Below are 13,683 nucleotides of genomic sequence, written 5' to 3'. Positions count from 1 at the left end.
ATTTCAATATATTTGCTTCAAATTTAAGGGGTATAACTCAATTTAATTAATTTTATGGCAACACTACGATTTCAATCTTTACAAAAAGCGACTAGCAGAAAACCAGTTGCAGTGGAAGAATTAGACAAAAAGTCGACAATTTTTGGTACAAACGTTTTTGGAGACAAAGCGATGCGACAATTTTTAACTCCAGAAGCTTATAAAGCAGTTCAGAGTGCAATTCAGCATGGGACAAAAATTGACCGTAAACTAGCTGATTATATCGCAATGGGAATGAAAGAGTGGGCTTTGTCAAAAGGAGTGACTCACTATACACACTGGTTCCAACCTTTAACAGGAACAACTGCCGAAAAACATGATGCTTTCTTTGAAACTTCATTTGATGGTAGTGATCCAGTTGAAAAATTTGGTGGTGGTCAATTAGTACAACAAGAGCCAGATGCGTCTTCTTTTCCGAATGGAGGAATTCGTAATACATTTGAAGCTCGTGGATATACAGCTTGGGATCCAACATCTCCTGCTTTTATCTTTGGTACTACATTATGTATTCCAACAGTTTTCGTTTCTTACACAGGTGAAGCTTTAGATAATAAAACACCTTTGTTAAGAGCATTACACGCTATTGATAACGCAGCTACTGATGTGGCTAAATATTTCGATAAAAACGTTAAAAAAGTAACGCCAACACTTGGTTGGGAACAAGAATATTTCTTGGTAGATGCAGCTTTGGCTTCTTCAAGACCTGATATCTTAGCAACGGGTAGAACTTTATTAGGTCATACTTCTGCTAAAGGACAACAATTAGAAGATCATTACTTTGGTTCAATTCCTACTCGTGTATTACAATATATGCGTGACTTGGAAAACGAATGTATGTTGTTAGGTATTCCAGTTAAAACACGTCATAACGAGGTAGCGCCTAATCAGTTTGAGTTGGCTCCAATTTTCGAGGAAACGAACTTAGCGGTTGACCACAACTCTTTATTAATGGACGTAATGCAAAAAGTGGCTGAGCGTCATGATTTTAAAGTATTATTCCATGAAAAACCTTTCAAAGGAGTAAATGGTTCAGGAAAACATAATAACTGGTCTTTGGCAACTGATACTGGAGTTAATTTATTGTCTCCAAGTAAAACGCCAATGAGTAATTTACAGTTCTTAACGTTCTTCATCAACACCATCAAAGCGGTTCATGATTATGAAGAATTATTGAGAGCGTCTATTGCATCGGCAAGTAACGATCACCGTTTAGGAGCTAATGAAGCACCACCAGCAATTATTTCGGTATTCATTGGTCAACAATTGACTAAAGTATTAGAAGAATTAGAAGGTGTGACTAAAGGGAAATTATCTCCTGAAGAAAAAACGGATCTTAAATTAAATGTTGTAGGTAAAATTCCAGATGTATTATTAGACAATACAGATAGAAATAGAACATCTCCGTTTGCTTTTACAGGAAATAAATTCGAATTCCGTGCAGTAGGTTCTTCGGCTAACTGTGCAGTTTCAATGACAACATTAAACTCAATCGTTGCAAAACAATTAATTGATTTCAAAGCTGAGGTTGATGCATTAATCGATAAAAAAGGATTAAAGAAAGATGAAGCAATCTTTAATGTATTAAGAGAATATATTAAGCAAACTAAAAATATTCTTTTTGAAGGAGATGGTTATAGTGATGCTTGGGAAAAAGAAGCTAAAAAACGTGGATTGAGTAATCATAAAACAACTCCTAAAGCATTAAAAGCCAAAGTTTCTAAAAAAGCAATGGACTTATTCCATGAATTAGGAGTAATGAACCATGTTGAGGTTGAAGCTCGTTACGAGATTGAATTGGAAGAATACACAAAGAAAATTCAAATTGAAGGACGCGTTTTAGGTGATATTGCTCGTAATCATGTAATTCCTACCGCTATTCGTTACCAAAATGTGTTAATCGAAAACGTAAAAGGATTAAAAGAAATTTTTGGTAAGGATTTCGAGAAAATCGCTAAAGAGCAAATTGGTTTAATCAAAGAAATCTCTGAGCATATAGAAGGGATCAACAAAAATGTTGATGATATGATTGAAGAGCGTAAAAAAGCAAACAATCTTTCTTCTTCAGAAAAAATGGCAGAAGCTTATTGCGATAAAGTGAAACCATACTTTGATGTTATCCGTGAGCATTGTGATAAACTAGAATTGTTAGTGGATGACGAAATTTGGACATTAACAAAATACAGAGAGTTATTGTTTACAAAATAATTTGAACATTATTATTCTATTGAAAAAAACCGTCCAGTATTTGGGCGGTTTTTTTATTATATTCGTACTATGAAGACTTGGCTTACAATACTAATATTTTATTTTTTGACATTAAATAGTAATGCTCAAGAACAATTTTCGGTGTATTTTGAAAGTAATAAGCATAATTTGACTACAGCAGAATATGATTCTTTTTTACAATGGATGGCCAATAATAAAGATTCAAAAATTTTGTCGATTCATGGTTTCACAGACGAAGACGGAACCAATGAATACAATGATAGTTTAGCATCAAGAAGGGTTGAATCTATTTTAAAAATCATTGATGGAAAAATTAAAATTCGCGAAGATTTTAAAAAAATAAGTTTTGGCGAAAACTTCAAGCAATCGCCTGATAAAAAAGAAAATAGAAAGGTTGTAGTTTATTATTTATTGCCAAAAGATCTAGCACGTGAAGAAGAGATTTTAGGAATGAAAGCTAAAGGATATGTTTTAGTAAAAAGAAAAACTTTTCCAGATAAAGTTACTGTCACGAACCCTAACGGAACCAAATCAGAATATAAGCTCGATATTGAGTTTATGAAAACACTCGATGAAGCACAAAAAGGGCAAAAGCTTAAAATAGAAAATCTGAATTTTATACTAAATACATTTGCGGTAACTAACGAGTCAAGAGGGAAACTGTATGAATTATTGTTAGTTATGCAAAGAAATCCAAAATTGAAAATTGATATTCAAGGCCATGTGTGTTGTGTAAAATCGGACAAGCAGGATTTGTCTACTCAAAGAGCAAAAGCTGTGTATAAGTTTTTAGAGATAAACGAAATTGATAAAACACGTATGAGCTATAAAGGGTTTGGAAGCACACAACCACTATTCGCTTTACCCGAGAAAACAGAAACAGAACGAGCAGCAAATCGAAGAGTTGAAATTGAAATTATTGCAAACTAAAAATGAACTCATAATTCATAATTCATAATTAAATTTTATCTTTGCGGCACAACAACAATCCATTGTACACTGAGTAGCTTGTGCTGAGCATAGTCGAAGCATCGAAGTGTAATTGGAAACAACAACACTAACTAATTTCATGAGTTCAGATACTTCAAAAAGGTATGCACTTCGTGGCGTTTCTGCTGCTAAGGAAGATGTGCATAATGCCATTAAAAACATCGACAAAGGTTTATTTCCTAAAGCTTTCTGTAAAATTGTTCCGGATTATTTAACTAATGATGAAGATTATTGTTTGATCATGCATGCAGATGGTGCTGGAACAAAATCTTCATTAGCCTATATGTACTGGAAAGAAACAGGAGATATGTCTGTTTGGAAAGGCATTGCTCAGGATGCTTTAATTATGAATATTGATGATTTATTGTGTGTAGGAGCTGTAGATAATATTATGCTTTCTTCAACAATTGGCCGAAATAAGAACCTGATTCCTGGCGAAGTAATCTCGGCAATCATTAATGGAACTGAAGAGTTAATTGAAGAACTAAAATCTTTTGGTGTTACTATCAATTCAACTGGAGGTGAAACTGCCGATGTAGGTGATTTAGTTCGTACTATTATTGTAGATTCAACAGTTACGGCTCGAATGAAACGTGCTGATGTAATCGATAATGCAAATATCAAAGCGGGTGATGTTATCGTTGGATTGGCTTCTTACGGACAAGCTTCTTACGAATCGTCGTATAATGGCGGAATGGGAAGTAACGGATTAACATCGGCTCGTCATGATGTTTTTGCTAAATATTTGGCTGAAAAATATCCTGAAAGCTATGATGCTTCAGTGCCTTCGGATTTAGTGTATTCAGGAAATGTGAAATTGACAGATGCTGTAGAAGGTTCTCCTATTGATGCAGGAAAATTGGTATTGTCACCAACACGTACTTATGCTCCAATCATTAAAAAAATATTAGAAAAATATACTCCCAACGATATTCATGGAATGGTACATTGCAGTGGTGGAGCGCAAACAAAAGTGTTACACTTTGTAGATAATGTTCATGTGATTAAAGATAACTTATTTCCAGTGCCACCTTTGTTTAAGTTAATTCAAGAACAATCAGGAACGGATTGGAAAGAAATGTATCAGGTGTTCAATTGTGGTCACCGTATGGAATTGTATGTGTCGCAAGAAATTGCAAATGATATTATCGAAATATCTAAATCATTCAATGTAGATGCCCAAATTGTGGGTAGAGTAGAAGCTTCAGATAGCAAAAAGCTTACAATTACATCAGAATTTGGTACTTTTGAATATTAAAAATACGTCTGTTCGAGTATTTTTGTGAAATGAAATGAACTAAAATGTATCGAGAACTAATTTTTTTCTTGTTCTTGATACATTTACTTCAAAAAAACTCGAACTGACGAAAAAATAAAATATGTACGAACTACTTTTCTGGAAATACTTAGATGAGGTTTATTTAAATCATCAAGAAGTTTACGAAGCTTTAATAGAAAATCAATCGGTAGAAGGATTGGAAGATTTACCTATAGAAGTCGTTTTAAACCGAATTGCGAAAGTATTCTCCAATTGGGAGAAGGTTGATGAGTTTAGTTTTAAGAACACAAATGGAGTAGGGGCTTTTCATATCATTACTACACCACAAAGTATTCAGATTAATTGTTATGGAACTAAAGGAGCCGACATGGAAAAACTATGTCAAATAATGGAAGAGTTTAAATGTCCATTATACGACCCTCAAGTGCCGGTTCGTTATGATGAGTTTAATGAATAATCTATTAAGATTATTCATTAAGTAACTTTTTAATTTCCTCAGCAAGTTTGTTAAGATTTTCTTCGTTATTTCCTATTGAGATGTATCTAATAATACCATTTTTATCTATTAGATAGTTTGCAGGTATAGAGCCGCTTTCGTAGTTGGCCCAAATAGTTTTGTTTGGATCAATTCCAGTGTCAAAGTTTACACCCTTTGTTTTCAGAGCATTTATTTTTTTTGCTACTTTTTCTTTTTCTTCTCCAGAAGATATCGCTAAAAACACAAAAGGAGAGTTTTTAAAAGGTTCAATAATTTTTGAAGGAATCTCATGTAGTTCCATTAAGCATGGGCCACACCATGTTGCCCAAAAGTTTAAAAGAACCACTTTGCCTTTTAAATCAGAAAGTTTTATCTCGCTTTCATCTAGCATGCTAACTGTAAATTCAGGTGCAACTTGGTTTGTTTTTAATTTAGTGTATGGTGTTGCTTTTTTATTGTCACTAGCTACTATTTCTGATGTAGTAGTTACTTTTTCAGTATTCTCAATTTTAGCTCTTAATTTTAAAATGATGATAAATTCTTTGTCACCAATCTTATCACCTAGTTTGTTATAAAGTCTAAGTCTTTCCTCTTCAGAAACCCCCATATTTACAGATTCTATAAGTCCCTTTTCTTCATACTCTTTCATTTTTTCTTTCGAAACAATCTCGTCATTAATAACCATTATAAATTCAGGTTTTTTACTTACACTGTTTTGTGCTTGTAGAAATTGTATTGAAGCTAAAAAGAGAACTAAAAAAAGTTTTTTCATAAATGTTAGATTTTCTGTTTTGTTTAAGATTGTTTATTTTAATAAAGGAATTAATATTTGTAAATGTAGCCGTTTTTCTTACAAAGCAATTGTGTTACTTTTGTAAAAAAAAGTTAAAAATGAAAATAAACCCTAAAATAGGAATTGATCAACTGGTTTTTGGAATGAAACAGAAAGATGTTGAGAAAATCTACGGAAGTCCAGACAAGCAATTCAAAGACGAAGATCAAAACATTATTTATCTATATAACGATAAAAAATGGCGTTTGACATTTTATGAAGATGAAGAGTATCGTTTGGGTTACATGATTTCTTCGAATTTAGATTTAGAATTGTTTGATCAAAAAATAATTAGTCAGCCTATTCAATCTATTGAAGACTTGCTTAAATCTAAGAATTTTAAAGCTTTAGAAGTAGAATCATTCGATTCTGTAGATAATTATTTTAACGAAAGCAATTGGATGATTTTTCAGGTAGAATTCAATCAAATAATTCGTTTTGAACTAGGAGCAGTTTTTAACGAAAAAGAAGACGAATTTGACTGGAAGTTTAAAAGTTAAATTTTCTTACGAACCCTGAGCGTAGTCGAAGGGAGAGTTGTTTATAATAAAAATCCCGCTCAAAGGCGGGATTTGTTTTTTATTATTTTGCAACTGCTGGAGTACCAGGAGCAGTTTCTAGTAATTCTAATTCAAAAACTAAATTAGTATTAGGAGGAATAACACCACCAGCTCCTTGAGCACCGTATCCTAAGTTTGAAGGAATGAAAAGTAATGCTTTGTCACCAATATTCATTTTCTCTAAACCTTCTAAAAATCCAGGGATTAAACCTGATTTATTTCCAGCTTGGAAAGGGAAAGGTTGGTAGCCTTTTTGTGCAGCACGATTCGCATCCCATTTTCCATACGCTTTGTTTACATCTTCGTAGCTAGAATCAAATAAGTTACCATCTTCAAAATAACCAGCATAGTTCACATATACTGTTGAACCAGCAACTGGTTTTTTACCTGAACCTTTTTGAATGATATTGTATACTAGTCCAGATTCCGTTTTTGTTCCAGAAGCTTTAGCTTGAGCAAATGCAGCAACTTTATCCGCTTTAACTTTAGCATATTTAGCTTCGTTTGCTTTTTGCTCCGCTATTTGATTTTGTACATGATCTTTGAAGATTTTAGCGGCATCAAATTTTTTAGCTTTAGCGCCTTTACGAATAATAGTAACTTTTTTAATCAAATCATCTTGAGCAATAGTATTAACTACATCTTGACCTGTTACAACGTGTCCAAAAACAGTATGACGACCGTCTAACCAAGGAGTTGCTTTGTGTGTGATAAAAAATTGTGATCCGTTTGTTCCAGGACCAGCATTAGCCATTGATAAAATTCCAGGGCCAGTATGTTTTAAATCAGGAACAATTTCATCTTTAAATTTATATCCTGGTCCTCCAGAACCGTTTCCATCAGGATCACCACCTTGAATCATGAAATCAGCAATAACTCTATGAAATTTTAATCCGTCATAAAATGGTTTTCCGCTGTATTTTTCATTAACCATAGTGTTTTTACCTTCGGCTAATGCAACGAAATTTGCAACCGTTACCGGAGTTTTTTCGTATTCTAATTGTAAAACGATTTTTCCTTTGCTTGTTTCTAATTCTGCATACATTCCGTCAGGTAAATTTTGATCACCTGAATTACATGAGAATAATAAAGCGAAAAAACTTAAAAATAAACTTGTCATTCGATTCATTTTAGTTAATAATAGTTATTATAGTTATTCAATTTTAGTTTCTGGTTTTGCAGTAGGATCAGGCTTAACATCATTAAGTGTAACAATACACATTAAAGGTTGGTTGGTACCAATTCTGTTGTTGTCACCGTGATACCCAAAAGCCAAGTGTGAAGGGAAAAGGAATTTTACCTTATCACCTGTATTCATTAGTTTAAGACCGTATCTAATCCCAATGATCATGTCCTGTTTGTCAACTTTGTATTGTTGAGGTTTCAATTCGGTTTGCGAATAAATGGTTTTACCATTCAAATCTTTAATTTCATAATCAAAGAACGCAATTTCACCTTTTTCAGGTTTTTCTGTCGAGGCTTCGTTTTTAGCTAAATAGGTATACCAATATCCTTTTGTCGAAGCAATATAATCTGATGCAGTATCCTTTTTAATAATATTAGCAATAATGCTTTCCTCGTTCTGATTTAACTTTTTATTTCTTTCTACCGATTGTTTCATAAATTCCCCCGAAGCATGCGAAACAGGTCTTCTTGCTTCTTGCTTTTGTGAACAACAAGTAACTAAATTCATGCCAAGAAGTAAACATCCCACAATTTTTATAGCCTTCATATTTTTTACTTTTTAGTTTCTTTTACAATTTTGATGAATTTTGCAACAGTTTCTTCAATGTTTACTGTCGATTTACCACCGGCTGCATTGATATGACCTCCGCCATTAAAATAATTTCGAGCAAACTGATTTACATCAAAATCACCTTGCGAACGGAACGAAATTTTTATAATTCCCTCCGGTTTATTTTCGATAAAGATAGCAGTAAAATCGATTCCATCAATAGATAATCCATAATTAACAAAACCTTCAGTATCTCCTTTTTGATAATGATGCGAGTCAAGCTCATTCTGAGTCAGAGTTATATATGATGTTTTGTACTCTGGCATAAGCTTCATGTTCTGTAAAGCTTTGCCTAAAAGTTGTAATCTATTGTAGGAGCTTGTGTCAAATAGGTTGTTGTGAATTTGTGCACTGTTTACTCCTTTGTCTACTAAACTGGCTGCAACGCGTAAAGTAGTGCTAGTAGTAGATGAAAAACGGAAAGAACCAGTATCAGTCACTAATCCTGTATACAAACAAGTGCCAACAGTAGAATTAATTAAATTTTCATACCCTAATTGTGTTATAAAATGATACACCATTTCACATGCTGAACTCATTTTAGTGTCAGAATACATATATTTTGCATAATCATCAGGTAACTGATGATGATCTATCATGATAAAAGTTCTATCAAGCTTTTCTAAAAAGCTTCCCATAAACTCACCCGTTCTGTGAAAGGCATTAAAATCTAAAGTGAAAATAATATCTGCCTCATTAAGTTTAGGTTCACAAGCTTCATGATTTTCTTCAAAAAGTAATACTTTATCTGCTGCTGGCATCCATTTTAAATAATCAGCAAATTCGTTGGGAGAAATTACAGTGACTTCGTGTTGTAATTGTATTAAAAAATGATACAATCCTAAGGTAGAGCCCATTGAGTCCCCATCCTGATTGCGATGCGGGATTATAACTATCTTTTTTGGCGAAGCTAATAGTACTTTTATTGCTTCAATATCTTGTTCATTCATCATGTTGCGAAAATACAATTTATTCTACTTAAAAAGTAAACTTATAAAATGTGTTTTTGAATAAAAAAACTACGACTTTTAAGGTTGTAGTTTATATTCTTTACAGACACGGAAATATTTCCGTGCTATTGGGTAGTAAAAGCAAAGCCTAACAAAAAGTTAGGCTTTGCTTTTTATGAGCTTTTGTAAAGATTGTAAACTTTACTTTGTATACACGAGCTAGAAGCTCGCGCCAGCGGGGGAGATATTTTGCGCTCTATCAGTCTTGTAGTTTTTATATAAAAAAAGAAAATCCTTTTCTCCTTATAAATTCTACATCTTTCAGTATTTTTAATGAGCTTTCTAAATCAAATTCTAATAAATTTGTTAAAATGAAACTTTGTCCATTTTTAAGATAAATTCTAGCACATCGAAACCTCTCAAAAGTAGTATATGGGATTCCTAATGAATCCATATTAGCAGATTTGCAAATTTCAATTTTTTTAATATCATCATTTAAATAAACCTCTTTTGTATGTTTTTTAAATTTAGTTATACTCTTTGAATCAATTATATATTCTTCACCTTTATTTTGAAAATAATATCTTAAATGAAGATAGGCTGTAAAAGAAAATTGAATAAATGAAAAAATATAAAAAGGGTATAAGACTTTGTCTGATTTATATTCATGATAGGCATAGATTGCAAAAGGAATCAATATTAAAGTTTGTATTGTAAAGTCATTCCAATTTCTTAATTGACTCTTAAGGTTTATTTTTAACTTTCTCATAATTTATGGATGAAAATTTGAATAAGCTTGATTATTATTTATAGCATTTAAACCCGATAGCGCGGATTTATAATCCGTGCCTTTACTTTAATAAGTTTTAACTCTTCGTTAAAATACAAAAGCATTTCTGTAACGGCAAAAACATGTAAAGATTAAATAATTAAAAAACTTTTTTACCTCTATTTTTCAGTCTGCGAGAAATGTCTATTTTTGCACATGCAACACAACGTCCTTATTTTAGATTTTGGGTCTCAGTACACACAGCTGATTGCCCGCAGAGTTCGCGAGTTAAATATTTTTTGCGAAATTTTTCCTTACAATCACTTTCCAAGTGATTTATCAAGTTACAAAGCCGTGATTTTATCGGGTAGTCCTTTTTCGGTTCGTGCCGAAGATGCACCACATCCTGATTTATCTCAAATTCGTGGTAAAATGCCTTTATTAGCGGTTTGTTATGGAGCACAATATCTTGCACATTTTAGTGGAGGAGAAGTAGCACCCTCAAATATTCGTGAGTACGGCCGTGCTAATTTATCTTTTATCAAAGAAGATGAATTGTTTTTTGATGAAGTGAATTTGAATAGCCAAGTATGGATGAGCCACAGTGATACAATTAAACAGTTGCCTTCAAATGGTGTTCGTTTAGCGTCTACAAAAGATGTCGAAAATGCAGCATATAAAATTGAAGGAGAAACAACTTATGCAATTCAGTTTCATCCAGAAGTATACCACTCAGAAGATGGAAAACAAATGCTAGAAAATTTCTTAGTTAAAATTGCTGAAGTACCTCAAAACTTTACGCCAAGTTCATTTGTGGAAGATATCGTTGCCGAAATGAAAGCTAAAATTGGTAATGATAAGGTGGTTTTAGGACTTTCTGGAGGAGTAGATTCGACAGTAGCAGCGGTTTTATTAAACAAGGCGATTGGTAAAAACCTATATTGTATTTTCGTTAATAACGGATTACTTCGTAAAAACGAATTCGAAAATGTTTTAAAACAATACGAAGGAATGGGACTAAACGTAAAAGGAGTAGATTCTTCAGAGCGTTTCCTTTCTGAATTGGCAGGAATAGATGATCCAGAGACTAAGCGTAAAACAATTGGTCGCGTTTTTATCGAAGTTTTTGATGATGAAGCACACAAAATCGAAGATGTAAAATTCTTGGCACAAGGAACTATCTATCCAGATGTTATCGAATCGGTTTCAGTAAAAGGGCCATCGGCAACAATCAAATCACATCACAACGTAGGTGGTTTGCCTGATTTTATGAAGCTTCAAATAGTGGAGCCTTTACGTATGTTATTTAAAGATGAAGTACGTCGTGTAGGTAAAACATTAGGTATTGATGATGAGTTGTTAGGACGTCATCCGTTCCCAGGGCCTGGACTTTCTATCCGTATCTTAGGAGATATCACTCCGGAGAAAGTGAGAATCCTACAAGAAGTGGATTATGTTTTTATCCAAGGTTTAAAAGACCATGGATTATACGATAAAGTATGGCAAGCTGGTGCTATTTTATTACCGGTAAATAGTGTAGGTGTAATGGGTGATGAGCGTACGTATGAAAAAGTAGTAGCGCTTCGCGCAGTTGAATCTACAGATGGTATGACTGCCGACTGGGTACATTTACCATATGACTTTTTAATGAAAATTTCGAATGAAATCATTAATAAAGTGAAAGGTGTAAACCGCGTAGTGTATGACATTAGCTCAAAACCACCAGCAACAATTGAGTGGGAATAAATAAAACATAATAAAATGTTAAAAAAGTCGTTACAAAGAATATATTTGTAGCGACTTTGTTTTTAGAAACAAAGTTGGGACAAGAAAAACCAAACCAAAAACGAACCCTACATGAAACAATTTTTACTCCTTTTTTTAGGAATGAGTCAACTTGTGCTTGCCCAACAAGAAAAGTCATTTAAACATAAGGTTGCCTCTAACGAAACTATAACGCAGATCGCTAAAAAGTATAATGTTTCTGAAAAAGAAATCATAAAGTTAAATCCAGGTTCAGAAAATGGACTTCAGGAGAATACGACTTTAATTATACCCAATCCTCAATCTATTTCTTATTTATTAAAGAAGAATGATGTTTCTTCGGTGAATTACACAAAACACGAAGTACAGCCTAAAGAAACATTATATAGTATTTCTAGACAGCACAATATTTCAGTAGAAGACCTTCAACAAGCAAACCAATCTATTTTAACCGAAGGTTTGAAAATTGGCCAAACACTAAATATCCCAGATAAGAAAATTACAGTTGCTACTAAAAAAGAAATTTTATCAGAAGGGAATTTGCATGAAGTTAAACCTAAAGAAACGCTGTTTAGTATAGCTAGAATGTATAATGTCTCTGTAAAAGATTTAGATGAATTAAATGCTGATTTGTTAAAGGAGGGACTTAAAATTGGTCAAAAAATTGCGATTCCTAATAAAAAGAAAACCATCAACGGTCAGGCAAGGATTATCAATAATGAAACAATTTTTCATATAGTACAACCAAAAGAGACTAAATATGCTATTTCAAAAAAATATGGCATAACTATTGAACAGTTAGAATTGCAAAACCCTGAAATCATAAATGGTTTGGTAGAAGGAAATAAGTTGGCAATTAATAAGTCAATGTTGAAAGCAAAGAATGAGAACGAAGAGTTAATGATTGCTCTAGCAGAAAAACAAGCTGTAGTTGAAAAGTCAAAAGCACAAAATGCTAAAATTGAAGACTTGGAGGATCGCTTGACAGTGCAAAAAGACTTGAATAGAAAAATGATTACGCTAAATAAGCTAAACATCAACTTAAATGCTATTGACGAAACGAAAACAGGTTCTGTAGAAAAGTTACGTTTAATTTTAGACGCGAATAAAAAGATACAAGATGTGTTGATTTGGAAATTAGACTCTCTAGCATCAACAATGGAAAAAGATTTAGCAGAATTAAAACAAAAGGATATCAGTACACTTGAAGAGTCAAAAAAACTAGAGAAGGAATCCTATAAAAATATTGGAGAAACAAATAAGCTGATTATTCAGTTAAAAAAAGATTTAGCTGAGAACAGAAAAATTTTTACTGGAGCCATGCAAAAAGTACAACGTTTAACTGTTCAAGAGAATCAAGAATACAAAAAGAAGGTAAGAGAGAATTTGTCGGATAAAGATCGAGCTTCTATTGAGGAGATGAATAAGTTAAATACAAGCCAGTTAATTAGTGAAAGACGTAACGAAGCATTGTTTACAAAAATTGAAGCTATTGATGCAGAAAAGAAAACAGAATTAAAGCGTAAAATAACTAAAGCTACTTTTTATAGTTCCGAAGCTCGTGAATATGATGATAAATTGGCGTTGGTAAAACTTCAACGTCACCAAAAAGAAATAGTTGAAAGTAAAAAAGATGTGGCTTCTGTAAGTGAAACAATGCCAGAATCAGCAGAAGTTAGGAAAAAACTAAATGATAATGTAATTGATAATGATAGACCAACAAGAATAGAAATTATCAGAAACTTAAAAGAACTTGAAAATGGGTTTTATTTAGTTGCAGATACTTTTGAAGATGCAAAACTTCGTGATGAGTTTGCGTTAAAGATTTCAGATTCAGGTGAAACAGAAACAAGTTTTTTCTATAACGTGAATAATTTTTCATATTATGTGTATGTGAAAAAATATGAAACTTCAGATGAAGCTATATATGCTTACAATCAAAAAATAAATAAACCTAATTTTGACAAATTATTTATTGTACATATCCAAAATGAGCAATAA

The 13,683-nt window shown here is 32.7% G+C and carries 12 protein-coding genes; 7 read left to right on the top strand and 5 right to left on the bottom strand.

Going from position 1 to position 13,683, the window contains the following annotated elements:
• Positions 1-54: 54 nt before the first annotated feature.
• The 4 genes from BUC09_RS12810 to BUC09_RS12795 all read left to right on the top strand — a co-directional run bounded on the left by BUC09_RS12810 (position 55) and on the right by BUC09_RS12795 (position 4,991).
• Complete coding sequence (locus BUC09_RS12810; RefSeq protein ID WP_073311994.1) at positions 55-2,244, top strand: glutamine synthetase III family protein; 2,190 nt, start codon at positions 55-57, stop codon at positions 2,242-2,244.
• Positions 2,245-2,349: 105 nt separating this feature from the next.
• Complete coding sequence (locus tag BUC09_RS12805; protein ID WP_234972634.1) at positions 2,350-3,195, top strand: OmpA family protein; 846 nt, start codon at positions 2,350-2,352, stop codon at positions 3,193-3,195.
• 139 nt (positions 3,196-3,334) lie between these two features.
• Complete coding sequence (locus BUC09_RS12800; RefSeq protein ID WP_073311992.1) at positions 3,335-4,513, top strand: AIR synthase related protein; 1,179 nt, start codon at positions 3,335-3,337, stop codon at positions 4,511-4,513.
• A gap of 121 nt (positions 4,514-4,634) precedes the next feature.
• Complete coding sequence (locus BUC09_RS12795; protein ID WP_073311991.1) at positions 4,635-4,991, top strand: hypothetical protein; 357 nt, start codon at positions 4,635-4,637, stop codon at positions 4,989-4,991.
• Positions 4,992-5,001: 10 nt separating this feature from the next.
• On the opposite strand, the gene BUC09_RS12790 is transcribed toward BUC09_RS12795, so the two are convergent.
• The gene (locus BUC09_RS12790; RefSeq protein WP_084127249.1) at positions 5,002-5,784 is read right to left on the bottom strand and encodes a TlpA family protein disulfide reductase; all 783 of its coding nucleotides are present in this window, start codon (positions 5,782-5,784) and stop codon (positions 5,002-5,004) included.
• Between the two features lie 119 nt (positions 5,785-5,903).
• Here BUC09_RS12790 and BUC09_RS12785 point away from each other — a divergent pair, with 119 nt between their 5' ends.
• The gene (locus BUC09_RS12785) at positions 5,904-6,344 is read left to right on the top strand and encodes a hypothetical protein (RefSeq protein ID WP_073312057.1); all 441 of its coding nucleotides are present in this window, start codon (positions 5,904-5,906) and stop codon (positions 6,342-6,344) included.
• An 82-nt stretch (positions 6,345-6,426) separates the two neighbouring features.
• On the opposite strand, the gene BUC09_RS12780 is transcribed toward BUC09_RS12785, so the two are convergent.
• The 4 genes from BUC09_RS12780 to BUC09_RS12765 all read right to left on the bottom strand — a co-directional run bounded on the left by BUC09_RS12780 (position 6,427) and on the right by BUC09_RS12765 (position 9,918).
• Positions 6,427-7,533 carry a peptidylprolyl isomerase gene (locus BUC09_RS12780; protein WP_073311990.1) on the bottom strand — a complete coding sequence of 369 codons (1,107 nt, stop codon included), beginning with the start codon at positions 7,531-7,533 and terminating at the stop codon, positions 6,427-6,429.
• Between the two features lie 24 nt (positions 7,534-7,557).
• Positions 7,558-8,136, bottom strand: coding sequence for a gliding motility-associated peptidyl-prolyl isomerase GldI (gene gldI / locus BUC09_RS12775; RefSeq protein ID WP_073311989.1), 579 nt, complete (start codon positions 8,134-8,136; stop codon positions 7,558-7,560).
• A 5-nt stretch (positions 8,137-8,141) separates the two neighbouring features.
• Positions 8,142-9,149 (bottom strand): DHH family phosphoesterase, encoded by a 1,008-nt coding sequence (locus tag BUC09_RS12770; protein WP_073312056.1) that lies wholly within the window; start codon positions 9,147-9,149, stop codon positions 8,142-8,144.
• A gap of 274 nt (positions 9,150-9,423) precedes the next feature.
• A complete protein-coding gene (locus BUC09_RS12765; RefSeq protein WP_073311988.1) occupies positions 9,424-9,918 on the bottom strand; it encodes a PH domain-containing protein in 495 nt (164 codons plus the stop codon).
• A 216-nt stretch (positions 9,919-10,134) separates the two neighbouring features.
• On the opposite strand from BUC09_RS12765, the gene guaA reads away from it, so the two are divergent.
• Positions 10,135-11,664 (top strand): glutamine-hydrolyzing GMP synthase, encoded by a 1,530-nt coding sequence (guaA, locus tag BUC09_RS12760; RefSeq protein ID WP_073311987.1) that lies wholly within the window; start codon positions 10,135-10,137, stop codon positions 11,662-11,664.
• A gap of 111 nt (positions 11,665-11,775) precedes the next feature.
• Positions 11,776-13,683, top strand: a complete 1,908-nt coding sequence (locus tag BUC09_RS12755) for a LysM peptidoglycan-binding domain-containing protein (RefSeq protein WP_073311986.1) — start codon at positions 11,776-11,778, stop codon at positions 13,681-13,683.

The sequence above is a fragment of the Flavobacterium terrae genome, from assembly GCF_900142035.1.
GTDB lineage: Bacteria > Bacteroidota > Bacteroidia > Flavobacteriales > Flavobacteriaceae > Flavobacterium > Flavobacterium terrae.
The sequence above is the reverse complement of the archived record's forward strand: the minus strand, read 5'-3'. Positions and strand labels throughout refer to the sequence as shown.